The organism is Teichococcus globiformis (genome assembly GCF_042646265.1).
GTDB classification, from domain to species: domain Bacteria; phylum Pseudomonadota; class Alphaproteobacteria; order Acetobacterales; family Acetobacteraceae; genus Pseudoroseomonas; species Pseudoroseomonas globiformis.
Genome location: NZ_JBHRTN010000018.1, coordinates 266,488 through 288,114, shown reverse-complemented (window position 1 = coordinate 288,114; position 21,627 = coordinate 266,488). Strand labels below are relative to the sequence as shown.

General features: G+C 69.4%; 25 protein-coding genes. 3 read left to right on the top strand and 22 right to left on the bottom strand.

All coding sequences use genetic code 11. From position 1 onward, the window contains the following. Positions 1-13 precede the first annotated feature (13 nt). The gene (locus ACFOD4_RS15590; protein WP_379597843.1) at positions 14-847 is read right to left on the bottom strand and encodes an ABC transporter permease; all 834 of its coding nucleotides are present in this window, start codon (positions 845-847) and stop codon (positions 14-16) included. Beyond that, positions 847-1,953 carry an ABC transporter substrate-binding protein gene (locus ACFOD4_RS15585; protein WP_379597842.1) on the bottom strand — a complete coding sequence of 369 codons (1,107 nt, stop codon included), beginning with the start codon at positions 1,951-1,953 and terminating at the stop codon, positions 847-849. Before ACFOD4_RS15585 ends, ACFOD4_RS15590 begins: the two co-directional genes overlap by 1 nt. 109 nt (positions 1,954-2,062) lie before the next feature. Between ACFOD4_RS15585 and ACFOD4_RS15580 the strand changes: the two genes are divergently transcribed. After that, positions 2,063-3,121: an alpha/beta fold hydrolase gene (locus ACFOD4_RS15580; RefSeq protein WP_379597840.1), complete on the top strand. Its 1,059-nt coding sequence runs from the start codon at positions 2,063-2,065 to the stop codon at positions 3,119-3,121. Positions 3,122-3,124: 3 nt separating this feature from the next. Here the strand turns inward: ACFOD4_RS15580 and ACFOD4_RS15575 are convergent, their stop codons facing one another. The 18 genes from ACFOD4_RS15575 to ACFOD4_RS15490 form a co-directional block, all read right to left on the bottom strand. After that, a complete protein-coding gene (locus ACFOD4_RS15575) occupies positions 3,125-3,712 on the bottom strand; it encodes a YajG family lipoprotein (RefSeq protein ID WP_379597838.1) in 588 nt (195 codons plus the stop codon). A 121-nt stretch (positions 3,713-3,833) separates the two neighbouring features. Further along, complete coding sequence (gene fabG / locus ACFOD4_RS15570) at positions 3,834-4,553, bottom strand: 3-oxoacyl-ACP reductase FabG (protein WP_379597836.1); 720 nt, start codon at positions 4,551-4,553, stop codon at positions 3,834-3,836. Next, positions 4,550-4,993 (bottom strand): phosphotransferase, encoded by a 444-nt coding sequence (locus ACFOD4_RS15565; RefSeq protein WP_379597834.1) that lies wholly within the window; start codon positions 4,991-4,993, stop codon positions 4,550-4,552. The genes fabG and ACFOD4_RS15565 overlap by 4 nt, the downstream gene beginning before the upstream one ends. Continuing rightward, complete coding sequence (locus ACFOD4_RS15560; RefSeq protein ID WP_379597832.1) at positions 4,993-5,814, bottom strand: beta-ketoacyl synthase chain length factor; 822 nt, start codon at positions 5,812-5,814, stop codon at positions 4,993-4,995. Before ACFOD4_RS15560 ends, ACFOD4_RS15565 begins: the two co-directional genes overlap by 1 nt. Further along, entirely contained in the window at positions 5,811-7,013 is a 1,203-nt protein-coding gene (locus tag ACFOD4_RS15555) for a beta-ketoacyl-ACP synthase (protein ID WP_379597830.1), read from the bottom strand. The genes ACFOD4_RS15560 and ACFOD4_RS15555 overlap by 4 nt, the downstream gene beginning before the upstream one ends. Next, complete coding sequence (locus ACFOD4_RS15550) at positions 7,010-9,421, bottom strand: MMPL family transporter (protein ID WP_379597828.1); 2,412 nt, start codon at positions 9,419-9,421, stop codon at positions 7,010-7,012. The genes ACFOD4_RS15555 and ACFOD4_RS15550 overlap by 4 nt, the downstream gene beginning before the upstream one ends. After that, on the bottom strand, positions 9,418-9,993 hold the full coding sequence (locus ACFOD4_RS15545; RefSeq protein WP_379597826.1) for a LolA-related protein: 576 nt from the start codon (positions 9,991-9,993) through the stop codon (positions 9,418-9,420). Before ACFOD4_RS15545 ends, ACFOD4_RS15550 begins: the two co-directional genes overlap by 4 nt. Continuing rightward, the gene (locus tag ACFOD4_RS15540; RefSeq protein WP_379597824.1) at positions 9,990-10,898 is read right to left on the bottom strand and encodes an LpxL/LpxP family acyltransferase; all 909 of its coding nucleotides are present in this window, start codon (positions 10,896-10,898) and stop codon (positions 9,990-9,992) included. The genes ACFOD4_RS15545 and ACFOD4_RS15540 overlap by 4 nt, the downstream gene beginning before the upstream one ends. Further along, the gene (locus ACFOD4_RS15535; protein ID WP_379597822.1) at positions 10,895-11,203 is read right to left on the bottom strand and encodes a hypothetical protein; all 309 of its coding nucleotides are present in this window, start codon (positions 11,201-11,203) and stop codon (positions 10,895-10,897) included. The genes ACFOD4_RS15540 and ACFOD4_RS15535 overlap by 4 nt, the downstream gene beginning before the upstream one ends. 14 nt (positions 11,204-11,217) lie before the next feature. Then, positions 11,218-12,597: an AMP-binding protein gene (locus ACFOD4_RS15530; RefSeq protein WP_379597820.1), complete on the bottom strand. Its 1,380-nt coding sequence runs from the start codon at positions 12,595-12,597 to the stop codon at positions 11,218-11,220. A 1-nt stretch (position 12,598) separates the two neighbouring features. Then, the gene (locus tag ACFOD4_RS15525) at positions 12,599-13,189 is read right to left on the bottom strand and encodes a COG4648 family protein (protein ID WP_379597818.1); all 591 of its coding nucleotides are present in this window, start codon (positions 13,187-13,189) and stop codon (positions 12,599-12,601) included. Positions 13,190-13,218: 29 nt separating this feature from the next. Next, positions 13,219-13,485: a phosphopantetheine-binding protein gene (locus tag ACFOD4_RS15520; protein ID WP_379597816.1), complete on the bottom strand. Its 267-nt coding sequence runs from the start codon at positions 13,483-13,485 to the stop codon at positions 13,219-13,221. Between the two features lie 133 nt (positions 13,486-13,618). Then, positions 13,619-14,488 carry a MipA/OmpV family protein gene (locus ACFOD4_RS15515; RefSeq protein ID WP_379597814.1) on the bottom strand — a complete coding sequence of 290 codons (870 nt, stop codon included), beginning with the start codon at positions 14,486-14,488 and terminating at the stop codon, positions 13,619-13,621. Between the two features lie 161 nt (positions 14,489-14,649). Beyond that, positions 14,650-15,657 (bottom strand): Bug family tripartite tricarboxylate transporter substrate binding protein, encoded by a 1,008-nt coding sequence (locus ACFOD4_RS15510; RefSeq protein WP_379597812.1) that lies wholly within the window; start codon positions 15,655-15,657, stop codon positions 14,650-14,652. A 50-nt stretch (positions 15,658-15,707) separates the two neighbouring features. Next, positions 15,708-16,505 carry an SDR family NAD(P)-dependent oxidoreductase gene (locus ACFOD4_RS15505; protein WP_379597810.1) on the bottom strand — a complete coding sequence of 266 codons (798 nt, stop codon included), beginning with the start codon at positions 16,503-16,505 and terminating at the stop codon, positions 15,708-15,710. Beyond that, complete coding sequence (locus ACFOD4_RS15500) at positions 16,505-17,314, bottom strand: SDR family NAD(P)-dependent oxidoreductase (RefSeq protein WP_379597808.1); 810 nt, start codon at positions 17,312-17,314, stop codon at positions 16,505-16,507. The genes ACFOD4_RS15505 and ACFOD4_RS15500 overlap by 1 nt, the downstream gene beginning before the upstream one ends. After that, positions 17,301-17,840 carry a carboxymuconolactone decarboxylase family protein gene (locus ACFOD4_RS15495; RefSeq protein WP_379598876.1) on the bottom strand — a complete coding sequence of 180 codons (540 nt, stop codon included), beginning with the start codon at positions 17,838-17,840 and terminating at the stop codon, positions 17,301-17,303. The genes ACFOD4_RS15500 and ACFOD4_RS15495 overlap by 14 nt, the downstream gene beginning before the upstream one ends. A gap of 87 nt (positions 17,841-17,927) precedes the next feature. Then, the gene (locus tag ACFOD4_RS15490; protein ID WP_379597807.1) at positions 17,928-18,725 is read right to left on the bottom strand and encodes a class I SAM-dependent methyltransferase; all 798 of its coding nucleotides are present in this window, start codon (positions 18,723-18,725) and stop codon (positions 17,928-17,930) included. A gap of 221 nt (positions 18,726-18,946) precedes the next feature. Here ACFOD4_RS15490 and ACFOD4_RS15485 point away from each other — a divergent pair, with 221 nt between their 5' ends. Together ACFOD4_RS15485 and ACFOD4_RS15480 are read left to right on the top strand one after the other, a co-directional pair. Continuing rightward, entirely contained in the window at positions 18,947-19,801 is an 855-nt protein-coding gene (locus ACFOD4_RS15485) for a lysophospholipid acyltransferase family protein (RefSeq protein WP_379597806.1), read from the top strand. Positions 19,802-19,804: 3 nt separating this feature from the next. Further along, a complete protein-coding gene (locus tag ACFOD4_RS15480; RefSeq protein ID WP_379597805.1) occupies positions 19,805-20,587 on the top strand; it encodes a glycosyltransferase family 2 protein in 783 nt (260 codons plus the stop codon). Here the strand turns inward: ACFOD4_RS15480 and ACFOD4_RS15475 are convergent. Together ACFOD4_RS15475 and ACFOD4_RS15470 are read right to left on the bottom strand one after the other, a co-directional pair. Beyond that, the gene (locus tag ACFOD4_RS15475) at positions 20,490-21,350 is read right to left on the bottom strand and encodes a polysaccharide deacetylase family protein (protein WP_379597804.1); all 861 of its coding nucleotides are present in this window, start codon (positions 21,348-21,350) and stop codon (positions 20,490-20,492) included. The two genes, ACFOD4_RS15480 and ACFOD4_RS15475, sit on opposite strands and share 98 nt — an antisense overlap. 25 nt (positions 21,351-21,375) lie before the next feature. After that, complete coding sequence (locus ACFOD4_RS15470; protein ID WP_379597802.1) at positions 21,376-21,606, bottom strand: hypothetical protein; 231 nt, start codon at positions 21,604-21,606, stop codon at positions 21,376-21,378. Positions 21,607-21,627 lie beyond the last annotated feature (21 nt).

The window sequence follows — 21,627 nt, the reverse complement described above, 5'->3', positions numbered from 1 at the left end:
TCTCAACCCTCCATCATCGCGCGGTGCCGAACAGGCGCCGCAGATCGACGACCCGCGAGAACAGCGCCAGGGTCGAGAGGATCGCCACCACCAGGACCGTGGCCAGCATGGCTCCCAGCCCCCAGCGCAGAAGGTCGGTGATCTGCAGCTTGATCCATTCGGCAGCCATCAGCGTCTTGCCACCGCCGAGCAGGGCAGGAGTGATGTAGAAGCCGAGCGAGAAGATGAAGACCAGCACGCCGGCGGCCACGACGCCGGGCATGGAGAGCGGCAGGAAGACGCGCAGAAAGCTTTCTGTTCGCCCGGCGCCCAGGCCACGCGCGGCTGCCAGCACGCGGTGGTCCACCTCGCCCATCGAGGCGAGCATGGGCAGCACCGCATAGGGCACCATGTAGTGCACCATGCCGACCAGGATGCCGAATTCGTTCCAGACCAGTGCCAGCGGCTGGTCGATCACGCCGGAGGCCATCAACCCCTGGTTCATCAGCCCCTCGCGACGCAGCAGCGTCACCCAGGCGAAGGCGCGCACCAGCACGCTGATCCAGAGCGGCACGAGCACGGCCAGCAGCCAGAACCGCTTTTGCCGCGGCGGCGAGAGGGTGATCCGATAGGCCAGCGCATAGCCGAGGACCAGCGCGATCAGCGTGGTCAGCGCCCCAATGCGCAGCGTGGTCCAGACCACTCGCTGCACGGCGGCGTTGGTCCAGAGCCGCTCGTAATTGGCGAGGCCAGGGCGAGGCTCGGTGACGCTGATCACCAGCACCTGCGCGATCGGTACCAGGTAGACCAGCGTCATCAGCAGGAAAGCCGGCAGGATCAGTCCCCACCAGCCCCATTCGCGCCGCATCAGCCGGTGATCACGTCAAGAAATTCCGGATTCAGCTCCTGGTAGTTCGCCGCCCACCAGATCTCGTCCAGAGTCACCTGCTTCGCCGCATTCTCGGGATCGGTGGGGTTGATGCGGCGGAGCTCCGGCGGCACGAGCGGCGCGGCGCGGGGATTGGTCGGCCCATTGCCCAGGAGCTTCAGCAGCCCGACCTGCGGCTCGGGATTGGCCAGCATGGAGGCCAGCAGGCGCTGCGCAGCGGCGCCGCCGGGATTGCCACGGGGGATCACCATGGTGCCGGCCTGCAGCATGCCCTGATCCCAGATGAATTTGAGCCGTCCGCCGCTTTCCCGCTCCAGCACCGAGGCGCGGGTGTGCCAGATGGCACCCATCACTGCCTCGCCGGTGCGCATGAACTGCTCGGATTCGGAGCCGTTGTTCCAGTAGACGCAGTTCGCGCGGATCTCGGCCACGCGCTTCAGCGCGGCTCCGGTGTCGATGGAGTAAAGCTTCTTCGGATCGGCACCGAGCGACATGGCGGCCACATCGATCGAGGTACGCGCGTCGCGGCGCAGCAGGCGTTGGCCGGGGAAGCGCTTGAGGTCGAAGAAATCCTTCCAGCCGGTGGGTGCCGACGGGAACTTGCTGCTGTCGTACACCAGCACGGTGGAGAAGGAGTAAGGCGCGGCGCCGTATTCCACGGCGAAGGCTGGGTCGATGACGTTGGCCTTGTCGACGATGCCGTAGTCGATAGGCGTCAGCAGGTTCATCTTGCTGAGCAGGATGGCCGTGGCGGTGGAACTGTCGCACACATCCCAGGTGACGTTGCGGCTTTCCACCATGGAGCGGATCTTGCCGGTGGAGGGGCCGGAGCTGTCCTGCACCACCTTGGTGCCCGGATTGGCGGCCATGAAAGCCTGGCCATAGAATTCGTTGAAGCCCTGATTGGCCAGGCCGCCCCAGTTCACCATCACCAGTTCCCGCGCCTGTGCGGTGGCCGGGTTGCTGAGGCCCGCCGTGGCACCCAGTGCGGCGAACCCCAGCATCATCTGGCGCCGGGAGATGCGGCCATGCCGCAGCTGTCGCTGCAGCAACTCAGCGCAATCCTGCTGAAAGCTCTGTGTCATGGTCCGCACGCCCCTTCTTCCATGGGGCTGCTCGCCCCTATGCCGTGGCCACGCAAGCACGCACCGTGCCAGATGCGGCCGCATCTTGTCTCGCGCCTTCGCAGGGACCATGCCATGGAGCAGGAAAGCCTCACGCACCGCAGGGCCGGACGGCTACCATGCCGCCCGCAACATCGAACCCGGCCCTCACGCCTTGTCGCGCTTCATCCCGCTCCTTGCCCTGGCCGCCGTCGCCTGCGCACCGCAGGTCATTCCGGCAGGACCTGCCGTGACCACTCCCGTCATCGGACCGCAGGCCTTTGTGATGCCGGACGGTGCGGAGTTGCCGCTGCACGCCTGGTTGCCGGCCGGGGCCCCGCAAGGCATCGTCCTGGCGCTGCACGGCTTCGGCGACACCGCGAGCAACGCGTTCCGCCGCGCTGCCGAGCCCTTCACCGCCGAAGGACTCGCTGTCTACGCCTATGATCAGCGCGGCTTCGGAGCGGCACCGCATCGCGGCGTCTGGCCCGGAACACAGGCGCTGGCGGAGGATGCCACCCGGACTGCCCGGTTGCTGCGCGCCCGTCATCCGGGCCTGCCGCTCTTTCTATTGGGAGAAAGCATGGGGGGTGCCGTTGCGCTGGTGGCGCTGGCCTCGTCCGAGCCTCCGCCGGTGGACGGCACCATCCTGCTGGCGCCGGCACTGCAGGGCCGTGCCAGCCTCGGCTGGCTGGGTCGCGGCGCCCTCGATTTCTTTGCGCACACGGTGCCGCTGCTGGAGTTCCGCAACTCCGCGCCCGGCTTCGCGCCAACGGATGACGAGGAGGCGATGCGGGGCTGGAGCCGCGATCCGCTGACCTACAAGGAGGTGCGGGTCGATACCCTTTATGGCTTGGTCGGGCTGATGGATGCGGCGCTGGCCGCGCCGCCGCGCGGGCGCGTCCTGGTGCTTTACGGCGGCAAGGATCGCATCACGGGCGCCCTGCCGTTACGGACCATGCTGCGCGACGCGGCCGCAGACCCGGCCTTGCGCGCCGCCTACTACGCGGACGGCCATCACATGCTGCTGCGGGACCGGGCGCGCGGCGTGGTGGCCGCGGATGTGCTGAGCTGGATGCGGGCTCCGGCCGAGCCGCTCCCTTCGGGCGCCGACCAGGCCGCGGCAACCTGGCTGGCGACCGAACACTGACTGCTAGCGAAGCGCCGCGGCGAAAGCAGGGCGGTCGAGCAGCTTGTCGATCGCCTCGCTCATGGCCTGCTGCGCCACCATCTGCAATTCATCCACCGAGCCGAACACGCCGGCTGCCGAGAAGAAGGAGCCGGTCATCCTCCGCGCTTCCGCCTGATCGCTCAGCACCGTGCGGCCGGCGGCATTGACCAGGCTGATGCGGAACGAGGCGACGCCCTCGCGTCGTGCCAGCTGGTTGGCCTGCAGGTCGAGGATGCGAACATCCAGCCGGAAGCGCGAGCTGGTGCCGGCGGCCAGCAGGCCACGTGCCCGCAGCGCATCGGCAAAGGCCTTCCGCACCACCTCCGAAACCGGTTCTGGCGCGTCCAGGCGCTTGATGGGATTGCCGAAGCCACCGCGCACCGTGCCGATCCAGCGGGGGTCCTCGCGCCCGTCCTCACGCTCATCCACCACGGTGCCCATGACGACCACGGAGGCAGCGCCGGGCTGCGCCACAGGCGGGGTGGCCGGGGAATAGGGCAGGCTGGCCTCGGTGGTGCCGCAGGCGGCGAGGCCGAGCAACAGCCCGAGGGCGAGGAAGCGGCGATGCATGGCGGGCGTCCTTTTCCGGGGCGCCGGCGGTACCCTGAACGGTTCCGCCGGAACATCCTTCTATGTCCGGCCGGCAGCTGAGCAAATTCCCATTGCGCCGTCCACCGCCGGCGTCACGCCCTTAAGCCAGCCCGCCATTCACCGAGATGGTCTGCCCGGTGATGTAGCCCGCCCGCTCCGACGCCAGAAAGCCAACCAGCTCCGCCACGTCCCGGGGTGTGCCGGCACGGCGCGCCGGCACCAGCTTCGCGATCTGCTCGCGGCTGAGCACGGCCGCTGTGGCCGGACTCTCGATGATGCCGGGCGCAACAACATTGGCCGTGACGCCGCGTGGCGCGCATTCCAGCGACAGCGAGCGGATGGCGCCCGACAGCCCCGCCTTGGCTGCCGCGTAGTTCGCCTGCCCGCGATTGCCCATGATCGCAGAGACGGAGGAGATCGCCACGATGCGGCCCCAGCGTGTTCCGATCATCGGCAGCAGCAGCGGCTGGGCCAGGTGGAAGAAGCCGTTCAGCGACACATCCAACACCGAGTGCCATTGACGCGCTGACATGCCGGCCATGGGCGCGTCGTCATGCGTGCCGGCATTGTGCACCAGAATCTGCACCGGACCGGCCTCCAGGATGCGCGCCACCCCGGCGGCGGTGGCGTCGGGGTCGGTCAGGTCGAAGCCGACGGCCTCGGCACCGTGCCCGGCATCGCGCAGGGCCGCGGCCTCCGCCTCGGCACGGTCCAGCGCCGCGTGGGCGTGCAGGATGACGTGCTCGCCCTGCGCCGCCAGCTGCCGGGCGATGGCCAGTCCGATGGGGCTCGCCGCGCCCGAAACCAGGGCGCGCCTCATGCCACAGCGCCGGGCAGGATCACCGCCGCCTGTCCGGCCAGCAATTCCCGCCCTTCCGTCACGAGGGCAAAGGCGTAGATGAAGGAACGCGCCTCCCGCGCCACCGCCCATGCCGTGACGGAAAGCGGTGCCGGCTGGTCATCGAGCCGCGCCACCGCCAGATCCACCCCGCGCAGACTGGCCAGGAAGCCGGCTGGCTGCGCCGCGCCATCGGCGGTCAGCGCGCCATGCAGCGCCATGGCCTGCAAGGCATATTCCACGCCGCAAATGGCCGGCAGCATGCCATCGCGTCGAAGCGGATTGGCCGCATCGCGGTGCGATGTGGCGGTGCAGGCGATGCTGTCCTTATCCCACGACAGCGCCGCGTGCAGCAGGCACATGTCGCCGGCATGGGGCACCAGCCGCGCAATGCCGGCGCGATCCAGTGGCACGACCGGCATCACGGCGCGAACTCCGCCAGCACCATGCCGCCGTCGCGCAAGGCCCAGCCATGCCGCAGGGTCCGGTTGCCGGCCAGCGCCTCCAGCAACGGCAGGGCACGGGCAGCGGGATTGCCATCCTCCAGCGCCAAGCGCAGCGGGGAGGCCGAGGCCGTGGATCCCGGCAAGGTGTCGCCGCTGTAGCGCAGCACGAGCGAGGCACCGCGGCGGTTGTCCGGACGAAGCAGCAGCGCCACGGCAAACGGCGGTCCACAAGGGCGGACGCTGTCGAGCGGCGGCGGCATCGGCGCATCGCAGGCGCAGAACAGCACCGGCCGTCCAGTCCATGCCACCTGCGCCGCCGCCTGCAGCAGGCCCAGCGGAAAGGTGTCGTCATGGCCGCCAAGGCTGGTGGAAGGCCGCATCGAGCGGGCACCGATCCCCCAATACCCCGCGGCGGCATTGTGCACCGAGTTATGGAACTGGGTAGGCGAGACATCCCCGCCGGGTTGGGTCAGCGCTTCCAGGATGGCGCCCACGGTGGCGCCGTCGCCGTTGCCGCTGGCGAAAACAGTGTCGAGCTGCGAGGCGTCGTCCGCTTCATCGTCCGCTGTGCCAGCCTGTCCCGCGACAGCCTCGGCCGCAGCGGCCAGGGCCAGCCGCACCACCAGGCTGGCGCGCCGCCTTTCCGTGGCGGGCAGCATGGCGGGCGCGGGGATGGCAGGAGGCTCGGGATGCCAGGCACGCTCGCCGGCCAGAACGGTTCGGGAAGCGGTCCAGCCCGGAAGGCCAGCACCCAGCAGGCCAACACCACCGATGCGGCACACCATGGAGCTGTTCATGCCGCCGGCCCCAGCACCAGTGCGCAGTTGCTGCCGCCGAAGCCGAAGGAGTTGCTCATTACCCGCCGCACCGACGCATGCCTGTTGGCGATGGCCAGGTCGGCGCGGAAATCAGGGTCGGGCGCATCGATGCCGAGGCAGCCCGGGATCAGCCCGTCCTGCAGGCAGATGGCGGCCACCGCCACCTCCAGCGCGCCGGAGGCGCCCAGGGTATGCCCGGTCCAGCCCTTGGTGGAGGAACAGGGCAAGGCAGTGCCGAAGACCTCCGTCACCGCACGGTCCTCCATGGCGTCGTTGGCGCGGGTGCCGGTGCCGTGCAGGTTGATGTAGTCGATCTCCGCCGGCGCCAGCCCTGCTTGCTGCAGTGCCCGGCGCATGGCTGTGACAGCACCTAATCCTTCCGGGTGGGGAGAGGACATGTGGTGCCCGTCGGCGCTGGCACCCGCGCCAAGAATAGCCAGCTGCCCCGGTGCCGGACCACGCTCCAGCAGGAACAGCCCGGCGGCCTCACCGATTGAAATGCCCTCGCGGTCTGCGGCACAAGGCCGGCTTGGGCCACGGGCAAGCAGCGCCAGGGCGTCGAAGCCCCGCAGCGTCAGGCGGCACAGCGTGTCCACACCGCCCGCCACCACGGCATCGCAGATGCCGCTATGCAGCAGCGCGGCCGCCTCGATCACCGTTCGGGCCCCGGAGGTGCAGGCCGTCGAAACGGCCAATGCCGGCCCCTTTAGCCCCAGCCGGGTCCGGACATAGCGGGGCAGCGCCTGCAGGTCATGCGTGTCGCTATAGTTGAAGCTGCCTGGCAGCGGTGCACCCGGGCCGGAGCGGGCAGCGTAGGCGGCCTCGGTTTCGGCGATGCCGGCCGTGCTGGTGCCGAGCACCACACCGATGCGGGCAGGGCCGTGGCGGACACAAGCGTCCCCGACCGCCTCAGCGAAGCCGTCCTGCGCCAGCGCCATCTCGGCCAGGAGATTGTTGCGGCAGGTGAAGTGGCTGAGCGCCTGCGGCAGGAAAGCCCTTTCCAGCCCCGCGACCCGGCCTACCCAGGCACCCGGCACGCCATCTTCCGGTGCTGCCGGAGCCAGCCCACCCTGCCGCGCCCGCAACGCGTGCCGCGTGGCGTCCAGCCCGGCGCCCAGCGCGCTGACAGCAGTCAGTGCGGTGATGGCGAGCGGCGGAATGGGGCTGATCTGGTTCAAGCGCCGGTCCGTTGTTCTGGCAGGGAGGGCGGCGTTACCACGCCGCGCGGGGCCAGCGCGAGAGCCAGGATAAAGGCCGCCGCCACGCCGATGCTCACGCACTGGCCGATGCCGCGCAGCACAGGAGTGTGGCAGAAGGCCAGCAGGCCGAAGGTCAGCAGGGTGGTGACGGTACAGTTCAGCACGGAACCGAGGATGCGTTCCTCCTCTTCCGCCTCTGCAGGCGGGGTGGACATGGATGGCGCGGGCACGCCGAGGAACAGGGCGTAATCCAGCCCAACCCCCACGGCCAGCAACAGCGCCGCGAGGTGGAAAGGGTTCAAGGCTTCGCCGACCAGGGTCAGCACCGCCAGTGTGACCACCAGCGAACCGCCGATCGGTGCCGCGACACGCAGGGCTGCCACTGAACCGAGCCGAGCACTGTGCTGCTGACGGGCGAGGCCAAATACCAGCAGCAGCACAACGGCACAGCCGCCCAACGCCACCCAGCGCAACGCCTCGGCCGTGGCGGCGACCACCAAGGCCTGGGTTTCCGCCTTGACCTCGACCAGAAAGATCGTCGGGTCGTCCAGCGCGGCAATGGCCTGGCGCACGGCCGCCACATCATGCAGCCCGGCGGGAACCACCATGCCGTGCCAGGAGCCGCCGCGCTCCGACAGCATCACGCCCAGCAGGGGCGAGAGCAACGGCATGCCGGACAGCCCTTCCGGCGTCAGGGGCGGCAGAGCGCGGCTGGTTTCCAGATCCGCCAGGAACCGGTCAAAGGCGGCCGGGCGGAAGGGTAGGCCGGCTGCCGCTTCCCGCAATGGCGCGGCCAGGGCATCGGGCAGGGGCAGGGCCGCCTGCCGCGCGTTCTGCGTCGCGATGCTGGGCAAATAACGAGCAGGACTGTCGAAGCGGTCCAGCACGCCCCGCGCCACCAGAGGCGACAGCGCGGCGCCGACCCTTTCCGCCTGGCGCAGCACTGCTTCGGCATCCGGGCCGCTCAGGGGGATCATCGTCGCCGTATCAGGCGCGCCGAGCTGGCGGCGCATTGCTTCATCCTCCTGCCGCATCCGTTCCGGTACCGGGCTCAGCGCGTCGAGTTCCTGGTTCCAGCGCGGCCCGCCGGCGAACAGCAGCAGCAGCGCCGCCAGGGGAAGGGCCAGCAGCGGCCAGCGCGCGCCGCGGAGGCGCCGCAGCGTCCGCGCCGCCGGAGCCGGCAACGGGCGCGGCTGGATGACCTCGCCCGGCAAAAGTCGTGGCAGCACCCAGCGCGTGACGGCAGCCCCGGCCAGCAGTCCCACGGCACCAAACAGGCCGAGCTGCCCCAGCAGCGGAAAGCCCGAGGCCAGCATGGCGGTCAGGCCGAGTGCCGCCGCAGCAGCCGACAGGGCCAGGGTCGGGCCGAGGCGCCGGGCGGCCCCCGAAAGCGTTTCGGACGGGCGACGCTGCGTCAGGAGCAGCATCGGGTAATCGGCGACGACCCCCAGCATGGTCATGCCGAAGCCAAAGGCCGCGCCATGCACCGCGCCGTAAATCAGCGCCACCGCCGCAGTGCCGGCCAGAGTGCCCGCCAACAAGGGCACGGCAACCGCGGCGAGCACCAGCAGCGAACGGTAGCGCCACAGCAGGAAGCCCGCCACCAGCAGCCCGGAGAACAGCGCGATCATGTGCACGTCGGCCTCGATCGCCGCCGCCGCCGCGGTGCTGAACACGCCCGGCCCGCTCAGCACCAGCCGCGCCTCGCCTGGGCCGGAACGGTCGAAGGCGGACCGGAACTCGGCGATCAGCGCAGTTTGGGCCTGCAGGTCGGTTCCCGTACCGCGGCCATGCGCGACGATCAGCGCGCGCGGCGAACCCTCGCCGCCAGCAAACCAGACGCCGTGCCGCTGCTGCATCTGCCCCGATCCCATCCAGGATCGAAGCAGGTCTAAAAACACGCCGGGGGGGTCGGCAAAACCGAAGCGCGCCAGCAGCGGCGCGGCGGCGGAACGCAGGCCGTCGAGCAGCGCCTCCAGTCGGGTGCGGAGGGCAGGGGCACTCAGGCGTTCCGGTTCGTTCTGAAGAGCGGGCGACAAGAGGTAGCGGTAGCGGAAAAGCAGGTCGCGCTCTTCCGGCGCAAGATCCTGCGCACCGTTGCCGACAAAGGAGAAGTTGCCGGAGGCGCGCAGCGTCTCTCCGGTTTCGCGGCTGATCCGCGCCAGCTCGGCTTCCGGCGCCCCCTCGATCCCGCCCAGCAGAAAGGTGGAGGCGGTGCCGCTGCGGAACTCCTCCAGCATGAAGCGGATGGCCGGCGTGCTGCCGCTGGGCAGCAGATCGCTCATCTCCGCCCGGAAGCCGACACCCCGCAGCAACACGGCGCCGAGCAGCAGCAGCAAGGTCAGGGCCAGACCCAGCCGGCACCATGCGGTGGCGACGGCGCTCACGGACCGGGCGTGATTTCGAGGGTGGTCTCGCCCTCATTGCCGCGTGTCACCACCGACAGCAGCGCATCGGCGCGGCCTGTGATGCGGACCGATTGCAGAGCGGCATAGACCCGCATGGCGCGCGGCGTCAGTGCCAACTGCCAGCGCCCGTTCGGCAAAGTTTGAAATCCCACCTCGAAATGCTGGCGCAGCGTGGCAAGGTCACCCGACAGCGTCGCCCGCATGGATTCCACCAGCGGGCGAAGCTCCGGAGCATCGTCCAGGCCGATCTCGCGCCGGATGTTCTGCGCCGGCCGCTCGAACAGGAGACGGTCGCCTTCGATCCGGAGCACTTCCTCGATGGGGTCAGTGGTGCGCTTTTCCAGAAAGGCGGGCGGTTGCCAACGCAGAGTGCCACTGCTGGGAAGCGGCATGCTTAATTCGGGGAACTCCCTGCTTTCGGTGAAACGCGCCGTGCCGCCGCGGCGGGCGGCCAGCAGAGCCATCACGCCATCCAGTGTCGTCAGCTCCGCGGGTGCGGCCGCCGGCAGCAGCGAAGTGGCCAGCAGAAGGGTGCGTCGGGGGATGGTCATGTCGTGTCCACCTCCTCCCAGAAATCGTGGAAGTTGAACCAGTTATAGGGGAAGGCACAGGCGGCGCCACCGATCCGCACGGCGTAATCGGCGACGCTCGCGCCCAGCGCTTCCCGCCGTCGATGGCGCTCCAGCGCGATGCGATCCGTCAGCGGCTCGAAATGCACCTCATAGCGGCGCTTTCCGGTCCAGACGCCGTATGCGAGCATCACCGGGGCGCCGAGCACGCCGGCCAGGATGTGCGGTCCTTCGGGGAAGGCCGCATCACGTCCCAGAAAAGGCACCCGGCGCCGGCGCGGTGCGGTGCCGGGCGTCTGCGGCGTGCGATCGGCCAGGATGCCCACCAGCCCGCCGCGTTCCAGGCATTCCCGTGCCTGCAGCATGGCGTCCGGCTGGCCAAGCGAGATGACCCGGGTTGCACTTCCCGCCGCCCAGTCGGCGAAGAAACCGCTGCTGATGGCTGCGTGCTCGGCATGCATCAGCGCCACGACCTCCACCGGGCAGCCGGCATCGGCGATGGCGCGCAGAGCGTCGAAGCTGCCCAGATGCGCGCCGAGCAGAATGCAGCCCTGGCCCTTCGCGATGTGTGCCTGCACCGCTTCAAGCCCGTGAACCTCGATCCGGTAGTCGCTCCGTCGGCCATCCAGGAGAAAGAGCCGGTCGAGCAGCGTGGCGGCAAAGGTGAAGTACAGCCGGAACAGGTCATTCCATCCGGGCCGCCGCCGCAGAGCGCGTTCGAGGAACAGCGACACATGACGGCGCTGCCGGGGCGAGGAAAGCAGGAAGTAGAAGGCAATGGGATAAAGCAGCAGCCAGCCTGCCTGGTAGCCGATGTGGGTGACGATCCAGGCCATCAGCCCCATCGCGGAATGGCTGCCCCGCTCCCGCTGGCGCTGCCAGCTCATGCCGGACGCCTGCTGTCTCTGGCGACCAGCACGGCCTCGCCGCTGAAGGCCGGCACGCCGCGGCACCGGGCCTGGAAGGCAAGGCGCTCCGGTCCCGTTTCCTGCCAGGAAAGCGAAACGGGATCGTCCGGACCGACGGGTGCCGTGAACTTGGCCCGCACCAGCCGCGCCACCCTGCCATCCGCCGCCATGCGGACGAAGGCGGCGTCCAGCAATGCGACGCCGGGCACCAGGGGACGCCCGGGAAAATGGCCGGCGAAAACGGGATGGTCCGGGGGAAAGGCGAACTCGGACTGGTGCTGCATGGCGGAGGGCTGCGTCAGGCGGTGCCGGCCAGCTGCCGGCGCAGCCCATCCAGCGCGGCGCGTGGCAGCTTGCCCACGGTATCCCGTGGCAGGGCAGGCACCAGCATCACCGCCCGGGGCAGGAAAACCGGCTCGATCTCGCGCCGCAGGGTGGCGAGGATGGCTTCGCCAGACAGATCTGGCGCCACGGCGAACACGACCAGCCGGGCGGAGGGGTTGCGCTCCAGATCCTCCGGCTCGACGAACACGCCGTCCTCCACGCCGGGAATGGATTGCAGGATGCGGTTGAGGCTGGCCAGCGAGGCCCGCTTGCCACCGAGCTTGACCATGTCGGCATGGCGTCCCAGCAGACGAAACTGTTCACCCTCCAGCAGCTCCACCGCATCGGCGAGCGGTACGGGCGAGGCCATGCCGGCCACCACGGCTTCCGTCGCGGCATCGGCACCTGCGGCGTCGCGCAGGGACACGCTGCGGTAGAGCTTCCAGCGATCCCCATCCACGGTCCGGCGGCTGGCGATGGAGCCCATCTCGGTGGCGCCGTAGATCTCCAGCACCCGCGTGGACCACGCCGCCTCGGCGTTGGCGGCCAGAACGGGATCGAGCGGCGCGGTGGCCGAGATCACTGCCTCGAGCGGTGGCAGCGGTTGCCCGGCGCCCAGCAAGGCGCGCATCTGCAGTGGCGTGGTCACCAGCACGCGCCGGCCGGGGGCGGCGTGCAGCGCCTCGGCCACCTCGATGGGATAGAAGTGCGGCCCGGCATGCGCCGCCACCGGCACCTGCAGTGGCAGCATGATGCTGGTCTCGAAGCCGTACATGTGCTGCGGCGGCACGGTGGCGACCACCGTTGCTTCCTGCGGGCCGGCATCGAGGCCGAAGCGATCGCCGGCGGCCAGGGCGGCTTCCACCAACGCTTTCCAGCTCTTGGGATGTGCGGCGGGGCGGCCGGTGCTGCCGGAGGTGAAGCCGATCACCGCCACACGGTGCAAGGGAATCTCGGGATTGGGCCCGTCCGACATTGTTTCATGCGCGGGCGCGATGCGGATGGCTTCGGGCGGCGGCTCCCAGGGCGCTTCGCCGCCAGTGGCCTCGATCACTGCATCGGCCAGCACGCAGACATCCGGATAGGCGGCGGCGATTTCCGCTTGGCGCCGGGCGGAACGATCGGCGGAAAGCAGCACCACCTGCCCGCGGCTCAGCGCCGCCGCAAAGCCCAGCAGGGCGTTGTAGCGGTTCCCGCAAAGGTTCAGCGTGTGGGAGCGCTCGGGCAGCCTTGCGGCCAGGGCCGCCACGTCGGCGAGGAAGCGGCCAACCGTGACGGCCTCGGCCCCACGGCGGAACAACACGGCGTCGGCGGGGCGGTTGGTGAGCGGGGCAGTCGCGGTGGAGTGCGGCATGTCAGGAAAGATGAGCCGAAAGAATGGCGCGCAAGGTGCGGGCTGGCGTGGCGACGCCGTGTTGCGGGAAGCGCAGGCTGCGCACGGGATGTTCCCCCAGGAACAGCAGCAGCATGAAGCCCAGCAGAGCTGCGTAAACAAGGCCAGGATCGGCTGTTTCGAAGGGCGGCAGGGCGAGCATCACCATGGCGTGCAGCGGGACCAGAAGAGCGAAGAGCAGCGTCCAAAGCGCCGTAAGCGCGCGGGTATAGCCTGCGCATTCGGGCGGCAGGTAGCCAAAATCATGCCGCGTATAGCGGGTAATGAGCGGTTCCCGGCCTGGCAGCAGGGTCAGGCCGAAATGCAGCGCCAGCAGGGCGTGCCCGAAGGAGGGCAGCAGCACGGCAAGGATGGACGGTGCAGTGGCGAAGGCAAGGGCCGCAGCCACCGCAACCGCGGCTAAGGCTAGGCGAAAGGCAGGCGACTGCCGCCGGCTGGCGCCAAGCGCCAGGGCAGGCAGGCCAATCAGCAACGCCAGTCCTGGCGCGTCAGAAAGCTTGGCCACCGCTGCCGCCAGCGCTGCCGCGGCATAAGGGAGTGCCCGGCGCAGCATGGGCCCCGCCACTCCCACGGTCGCCGTGCTCAGCGCTGTCGGTGCTTGTCGATATGCGCGGAAAGATTGCGCAGCGAGGCGAAGATCTGCCCGTTGCGTTCGTCGTCCGAGCGAAGCTGGAAGCCGTAGCGACGAGAAACGGCGAGGGCGATTTCCAACGCATCGATGGAATCGAGACCAAGCCCCTCGCCAAATAAAGGCGCATCCCGATCGATCTCATCCGGCGTGGTTTCCAGATGCAGCGCCTCCACAATCAGCGCCGCCACCTCGGATTCGATGGTCAGTTGGGAACTCACGCGAACCTCCATTCCGCCGCCAGGCACCGCCGGAAAGACGGAGCATAGAACGGCAAATGCGGCTCATTCATGAACAATCGCCCAAGAAAGGGCAACAGCACGTGCGAAAATGGCACAGTTGCCGCTCTGGCTCTCAATCGAAGGGGGAAGAGGTGGAGGCAACACGGGTTTCGGATTGGTAGAACGACCAGGCGAAGCCGAGGGCCACGGAGGTGTTCCATTCCTGCCGGAAAAGCGGGCTCTCGGAGTTGGTCGCGCCGTGGAAGGACTCCAGCCGGCCGCCGGCCACCAGCGACAGGCGCTCCGTCACCGGCATGCGGTACGAGAGCTGCAGCCGAGTGCCGAGATAACCCGACTCCGCGTCATATTCCGGGCGGTCCGGGCGGACATGCTCGGGCTTTACCCGATAGAAGTAGTCCATCAGGCGGCCGGTGGCGAAGATCGGCCCGATACCGGCGCGGAACCGTCCGCCGGGCCGGCCCAGATCCAGCCGCTCATAGGCCAGCTCGGGCGACAGGGTCAGGCCCCGATACCGGACGCCTGTGCCATCGGTGGAGAAGACGCCGCGCACCGGCAATTCCAGATTCACCCGCTGCGGTGTCTCGCGGTCGCGCCAAAGGGTCAGGCGCAGCGCCAGGCCTGCCTCACCCTGCCAGTCCAGATCGGGCATGCCTTCGCGCGCCCGGTTGTTGTCCGAGGAGGACGGGAAGGCGCCAGAGAAGCTCAGTTCCACCCCGAGCACGTCATCATTGTAGAAGCGGCCGCGCAGACCCTGGTCGTCGCTGCGAAGGACCTCGCCGCGATAGATGATGTAGGGGAAGGCCAGGCCCTGGAAATGGTTCTGTCCCGCCGCCGGATAGTCGGGCAGGAAGCCACCGCCGGCGCCAAGCCCAGCCTCGAACTTTGGCTGGCCGCGCGCGGCGGGAAGGGGAGCTTCGGGCGATTGCGCCCAGGCGGGAGCGCCGGCGACGACGGCCAGCAGGCAAAGCGGCGACAGGCGCATCGGTCCGGAAGACCCTTTCTGCGTCGGTGCTGACCGGGAAACCGGCCGGCGGGCCAGAGGGCAGCGAGGGGTGGCGAAGGTGGCAACGCCTCCGCCATGAACTGGGCGGCATCATGGGGAAGCGGGCGCTGCGCCGCAAGCGCCACGCCCACCCTGCCGCATCAGTCGGCGCGGATGTTGGCCGCTTCGGCGATGCGTCGCCAACCGTCGATTTCGGTGCGCAGACGCTGCGCCGTGGCGTCCGGGCCGGCGAAGCGGACCAGGGAGCCGGCCTCGAAGGCGCGGTCGCGGATGGCGGGTTCGGCCAGCCCCTGCTCCAGAACAGCGGAAAGGCGGGCGCGGATTTCGGCCGGCACATTCTTTGGCGCGTAGAGTGCGAACCACACGTTGAGCGGCAGGTCGCCCAGCCCGGCCTCGGTGGCGGAAGGAATGTGGGGCAGCCCGGGATGCCGCTCGTTGGAGCTGACGCACAGGGCACGAACCTTGTTGTCGCGCACCAGCGGCACCAAGGGCGGCGGCGAGTTCATGTAGAACTGCACCCGGCCGGCGATAAGGTCGCTGATCGTCTCGCCGGTGCCGCGATAAGGCACGTGCAGAAGATCCATGCCGGTGCGGGATTTCAGCAACTCCGTGCCCAGGTGGTGCATGGAGCCGTTCCCGGCCGAGGCATAGCTCAGCTTGCCGGGATTGGCCTTCGCATAGGCCACGAATTCCGGCAGCGTCGCGGCGGGAATGGAAGGGTGCGTCACGAAGAGCTGCGGCGTGTCCGACACTTGGCCGATCGGCACGAAATCGTCGGTGGTGCTGATCGGGCCGGTGCCGCCGATTGCCGCGCGCCCGGCCATGGTGCCGCAATAGCCCAGCAGCAAGGTGTGCCCGTCGGGCTGGGAGCGCGCGGCGTGCGTCAGCCCCACCACGTCGTTGCCGCCAGGACGGTTCTCCACCACGACCGGCTGGCCGAGCAGGCGGCCCATGGGATCGGCGATCAGCCGGGCCGCGTAGTCGGTGCCGCCACCGGCCGGGATCGGCACCACGATGGTGATGGCCCGGCGGGGAAAGCTTCCCTGGGCGATGGCGGGCCGGGCCAACGCGGCTGTGGCGGCCCCCAGCAGCAGCGCGCGGCGGGACGGTTCGGGCGGCGCCATCTGGGCCGGTAGGGTCTCGGTCATGCGGTCGCTCTCCCTGTTCCGGCTTGCCGCCGGTTCGTTCCGGCCCGCTTTCAGGGCATCGCGGCGGACATTCCCCCGTCGACGACCAGCTCGGTGCCGGTGATGTGCTTCGCCTCGGCGGAGGCCAGAAACAGCACCGCATGGGCGATGTCCCAGGCATCCCCCATCTGGCCCATCGGCACCTGCGCGTTGCGCTTGGCGATGAGCTGCGCCGCGTCATTGGCGCCGAGTTGCCTGACCAGCCGGTTCTCCACCAGCGGCGTGTGCATCAGACCTGGCACCACCGTGTTGCAGCGGATGCCGGCCCGGGCCTGTTCCATGGCAACGGATTTCGTCAGCGCCAGGATGCCATACTTGGAGGCGCTGTAGGCGATGTGCGGCCGGTCCGCGCTCATGCGCAGCGCGGCAATGGAAGACAGGTTGACGATGGCGCCGCGCCGTTCCCGCAGATGCGGCATGGCGTGCTTGCAGCAGAGAAAGGCGCTGCGCAGGTTGAAGTCGATCTGGGCTTCCCAGTCGCGCTCCGCCAGGCTCTCGGCGCCGCCCGGAAAGGAGCCGCCCACATTGTTCACCAGGATGTCGAGACCGCCATAGGCCGCGACGCAGGCGGCAACCGCCGCCGCGACGTCGCCCGAAGCGGTGACGTCCGCCAGATGGCCCATGGCCACGCCACCCTCGGCGCGGATGATGCCAACCGTTTCCTCCACCGCCTCGGCGCGGTTGTCGAGGGCGAACACCTTCGCCCCCTGACGCGCCATCAGCACCGCCGTGGCCTTGCCGTTGCCCCAGCCCGGCCCGGCTGAGCCGGCGCCGGTGACAAAGGCGACCTTGCCGTCCAGCCGCAGCATCAGCCGCGCACCGCCGCGCAGAGCCCGCCATCGACGAGGAGCTCTGTGCCAGTGATATACTTCGACGTGTCCGAAGCCAGAAACAGCACGGCCTCAGCGACGTCCCAGGCCTCGCCCATATGGCCCATCGGCACCTGCTCATGCCGGCGGCGATAGAAGGCATCGCGGTCGGTGCCGGTTTCGTGGCTGGCAAAGTCCGCGGCCAGCTTCTCCACCAGCGGCGTTTCCATCAGCCCGGGCAGCACGCAGTTGAGCCGAACGCCGCGCCGGGCGTAATCGATGGCGGTGACGCGGCTGAACTGCACCAGCCCCGCCTTGGCGGCAGCGTAGCCAGGTTGCGGCTTGCCGGTGTAGCGGATGGCGGCGGTGGAGGCGATCGAGACCACCGCACCCTTGCCCTGCGCCTCCATCACCGGCAGCACGGCCCGGGTGCAGAGGAAGGCGCTTTTCAGGTTCACCGCAATCTGCGCGTCCCAGACATCCTCGGGCATGGTGGCCGGATCGCCGGGCAGGGAATGGCCGACATTGTTGACCAGCACGTCGATGCGCCCGAAGCGGTCGAGGCAGTCCGCGACCGCGGCATCGACGCCGGCCTTGTTGGTAACGTCGGCGGTGGCGGTGACGCAGCGCCCGCCTTCGCCGGCGATGATGCCGGCAGTCTCGTCCGCCGCGGCGGGATTGTTATCGATGCCGAACACCGTCGCGCCATGCCGCGCCAGCGTCACGGCGATGGCCTTGCCATTGCCCCAGCCCGGCCCCTGGGAGCCACAGCCGGTAACGATGGCGACGCGCCCTTCAAGCTTTGGCATCGGCGGCACCCGGCAACGTGTCGCGCGCATCGATGCCCATGGCTTCCAGAAAGCGAGACACCATGTTGTACGCTCCGATCGTGGCGGTCAGCTCCACCAGCTCGCGCGGTGGCAGAGCCTGCCGCACAGCGTCGAACACCGGCTGTGGCACATGAACTTCGCGCGTCATGGAATCGCAATAGGCCAGCACCGCTCGCTGGTTCTCGTTGAAGGCGTCGCTGGTCTGCCAGTCCCCGAGCGCGTCAAGCTGCGACTGGTTCAGCCCTTCGCGCAGCGCAATGGGTGCGTGCTGCTCAGCCTCGTAGGGGGCCCCATTCAGATGCGCGACACGCATGATGACGAGTTCGCGCAGCGCCCCCGACAGCGCGCATTCCTGCCGGATCGCCGTCAGGTAGCGCAGCCAGCCCTCGGCCACCGGCGTGCTGTGCAACAGCATGGCGTAAAGATGCAGCACGCTGCCGCGTTCTCGGATGATGCGCTCGGCAAGCGGACGCGTTTCCGGGTTTGCCGGATCGGCATAGGGCATGCGGGCCAATGACGTTTCCTTGTTCCGGCCGGGTGCGAACTCCGGCTCCACTGTTCAGGACATGGAACAACGAAAGCGAATTGCACGTCAATCGCGGGTGAGGCTCCCGTCCGGGCGTCGAGCCGCATAGGCGCGGAACACGCCCACCGAGGTGTCGCAACGGACATCGTCCAGCCCCACGCGTTGCAACTGGCCAAGAATGGCTTCGGCCGGAACGCAGGCCTCGATCGTGTCCCAGTAGTACTGCATCAGTGTGCCTGAGCGGGCGCGCGGCGCCGTCAGCCGGCACAGGGCGGGCACCACATGGCCGAGATAGGCACGCGCCAGCGCGTGGGCGACGCGCCCCTCAGGCCGGCCGATTTCCAGCAGCAGCAGCCGACCTTCGGGGCGCAGCACGCGGCGGTACTCGGCAAAGGTGGCGTTGAGGTCGGCCACATGGCGCAGCGCGTAGCCCATGCTGATGAAATCAACCGAGGCATCCGGCAGTGGGATGGCCTCGGCCCGCCCGCGCAGCAGGGCATGGGGGGCGGGGGTCGCCGACAGTGCCCGCCGGGCCTCCGCCAGCATCCCGCCCGAGGGGTCAAGCCCGTAGACGAAGCCGCCGGGGCCGGTCAGCCGCGCCGCTTCCCGCGCCACCAGCCCGGTGCCGGTGGCGATGTCCAGCACCGTCATGCCAGGCGCGAGGCCGCCCCGCCGCAGCGCATCCCGCCGGTACCAGGCGCCGGTGCCGAGGGAAAAGACACGATTGATCCGGTCGTAATGCGCGGCGGTGTCGTCGAAAAGCTGGCGCACAAAGGCGGCACGCCCGTCGGTGCCCTGGTAATAGGCCGGCAACGCCGGATGTGGTGCCGTGGCCAGCGCCTGCGAAGGGGTCGTCTCGGTCACGGGCGTCTCCTGCGGGCGGTGGGCCTTCGGCTCCAGCGATAAACCGCGCCCCAGGCTTCTGCTAGGGGAAATGGCACCAGTGCCACCCGGCCGCACCTGGTTATCCGCGTTCGCGGCCATCTTCGCGGAGGCGCCCGATTTCCTCCCGGGGCAGGATGCTCTAGGTTCCTGGTCCGGGGCGGGGTCGCGGCACGCCCGGCGGCAGCAAAGGATCCAGCACCGTGACCGGACGTCCCCACCGGAGCGACGAGACCGGCGTTCTGCGGCGCGGCTGGCAAGCGCTGCGCTTTTATCCGCTGCTGCTGCTGTTCGCGGTGATGTGCCTGGCGTGGAGCCTGCCCGCAGCGCTGCTGTTCCGCGTCTTGCCTTCCGAAGCTGGAGGAAGGCTCGGGCGATGGGGCATTTCACGCGGCTTCCGGCTGTATCTGGCGGTTCTGCGGGGTTGCGGCATGCTGCGGGCCGACCTTTCGGCGCTGGACACGCTGCGGCACGAGCAGGGGCTGGTGATCGCGCCCAACCACCCCTCCATGATGGATGCGGTGCTGCTGACCTCCCGCCTTCCGCGCGCCGCCTGCATCACCAAGGCCTCGCTCTGGCACAACCCTTTGCTGGGTGGCGGCGTGCGTCTGGCCCGGTACGTGCGCAACGATGCCGTCCGCCCCATGATCCGCCAGGCCTCCACCATGCTGCGGGATGGCGGACAGCTGCTGATCTTCCCTGAAGGGACGCGCAGCCCGCTGGGGGCGGAGCTCGGCCCCTTCAGTCGGTCTTTTGCGGTGATCGCCGAGGCGGCCGGCGCACCAGTGCAGACCGTGGTGATCGAGGGCGGCAACCCGTTCCTGGCGAAGGGCTGGCCGGCCTGGCGGATACCGCCCCTGCCGCTGGTCTATCGTGCTCGGCTGGGGCCGCGGTTCCCGCCCTGCGGCTCGGCCGAGGCGATGAGCCGGCAGGTCGAGGCCTTTCTGCGCCACGCCGCTGCGGCGGAGGAGGAGCCTGGAACCGGCGGCAGAAACGGCAGGCGTCGTTCACGGAGCAGGGCACCGGCCACCCCGCTACCGCGGCGCGACCTGGCCTGAAGCATGGCCGCCGCTTCGCCCTCCTCCACGCATCTGGTGCTGATCCCCTCCTTCAACAGCGGCGCGTTGCTGGCCGAGACGGTGCGTTCGGCCCGCGCCGAGTGGAACCCGGTCTGGGTTGTCGTGGATGGCAGCACCGATGGCAGCGACTGTCCGGTGCAGGCCATGGCCGAGAGCGATCCCGGGCTTCGCCTGCTGCGCCTGACGCGCAACGGCGGCAAGGGCGCGGCACTGCTGCACGGAATGGAGGCGGCGCTGGCTGCGGGCTTCACCCATGCGCTGGCCATGGATGCCGATGGGCAGCATCCGGCTGAGGAGATCGGGCGCATGATGGCGGCCTCCCGCACCAAGCCCGATGCCATGGTGCTGGGGGTGCCCGTCTTCGGGCCGGAAGCGCCGGCGATCCGTGTGAAGGGGCGGCGCGTGTCCAATTTCTGGACCGACCTCGAAACGCTCTGGAGCGGCGTCGGCGATTCGCTGTTCGGCTTCCGGGTGTATCCCGCGGCGCCGGTGGTGGCGTTGATGCACCGCACCCGCTGGATGCGCCGCTACGATTTCGATGCCGAGGCCGCGGTGCGGCTCTGCTGGCTTGGGCTGAAGCCAGTGAACATCCCTGTGCCGGTGCGCTACCTTTCGCGGGAAGAAGGCGGCATCTCGCATTTCCGCTATGGGCGGGACAACCTGCTGCTCACCGGGATGCATACCCGCCTGATGCTGGGCTTTCTGCCGCGGTTGCCGTTGCTGGTATGGCGCCGGCTGCGGCAGCGGGCAGCGTCACGCCATTAAGTCCGGCATCGGCGATGCGCCTCAGCAATTCCGGCAGCACTGAGAGCACCACGGCGCGCCCATCCGGGCCAGCACGGCAGTTGCCGTCATGCAGCAACAGGATTTCGCCCGCCCGCGGTGCCCGCAGCCGGTGCAGGATGCGCGCGGGATCGGCCAACGCGCCGTCCGCGCCGCGTCGCGACCAATTTGCCAGGTGAAGCCCCGCACGCGCCAGAACCGGATCGAGAAAAGGACTGCGCAAACCGATCGGCGGCCGAAAGAAGCGCGGCTTGCCGCCGGCCTCGAGGATGGCCCTCTGCGCCTGCGACACCTCGTTCCACTGGCCGCGCGGACCCAGGGTGGCAAAGTGCCAGGGGTGGGTATGGCTATGATTCTCGGCACTGTGCCCTTCGGCCAGGATGCGTCGCACCAGGGCCGGATGGCGAGCGGCGTGCTTGCCGACCAAGAAGAAGGAGGCACATTGCCCAGCCGCTCCCAGCAGGTCGAGCACGCGTGGCGTCACGTCCGGATCCGGGCCGTCATCAAAGGTGAGGGCGATGCGGCCCGATGCACCGGGTGGAAGCCGGGTCATGTTGGGGCCGAGCAGCGCGCTGTGCGGCAGCATGCCGGATGCGGTCAGCACGGCATGGTTGGCAACCAGCGCACCGAGCCACCAGGGCCACAGCCCGGGCTGCAGCACCAGGGCGCCCGCCGCTGCCCCGTGCAGCCCGAAGGAAGCGCGGATCAGGGGCGCCGGACGCCAGCGGCGCGGCTGCTGCGGCATCACGGGCAGGTCGGGTGGCGGCCCATCATCCTCGCCGGCCGATCACCCGCGCCACCGCCATCAGTGCCAGACCCAGCAGCGCCAGTCCCACCGCCCAGGGCTGCTCATGCCAGGCCTCCATCACCATGTTCGGCAGCCAGGTCAGCGCATCCAGCGCCATGCGCGGGATCCAGAGCAGCATGTCCCAGCCGAACACATAGGCGATGATGCCGATCAGGACGAGCAGGCTGCCGATGGACCAGAGCCTTGCGGCCATTGCGGGATGCCCTTCAGAAGG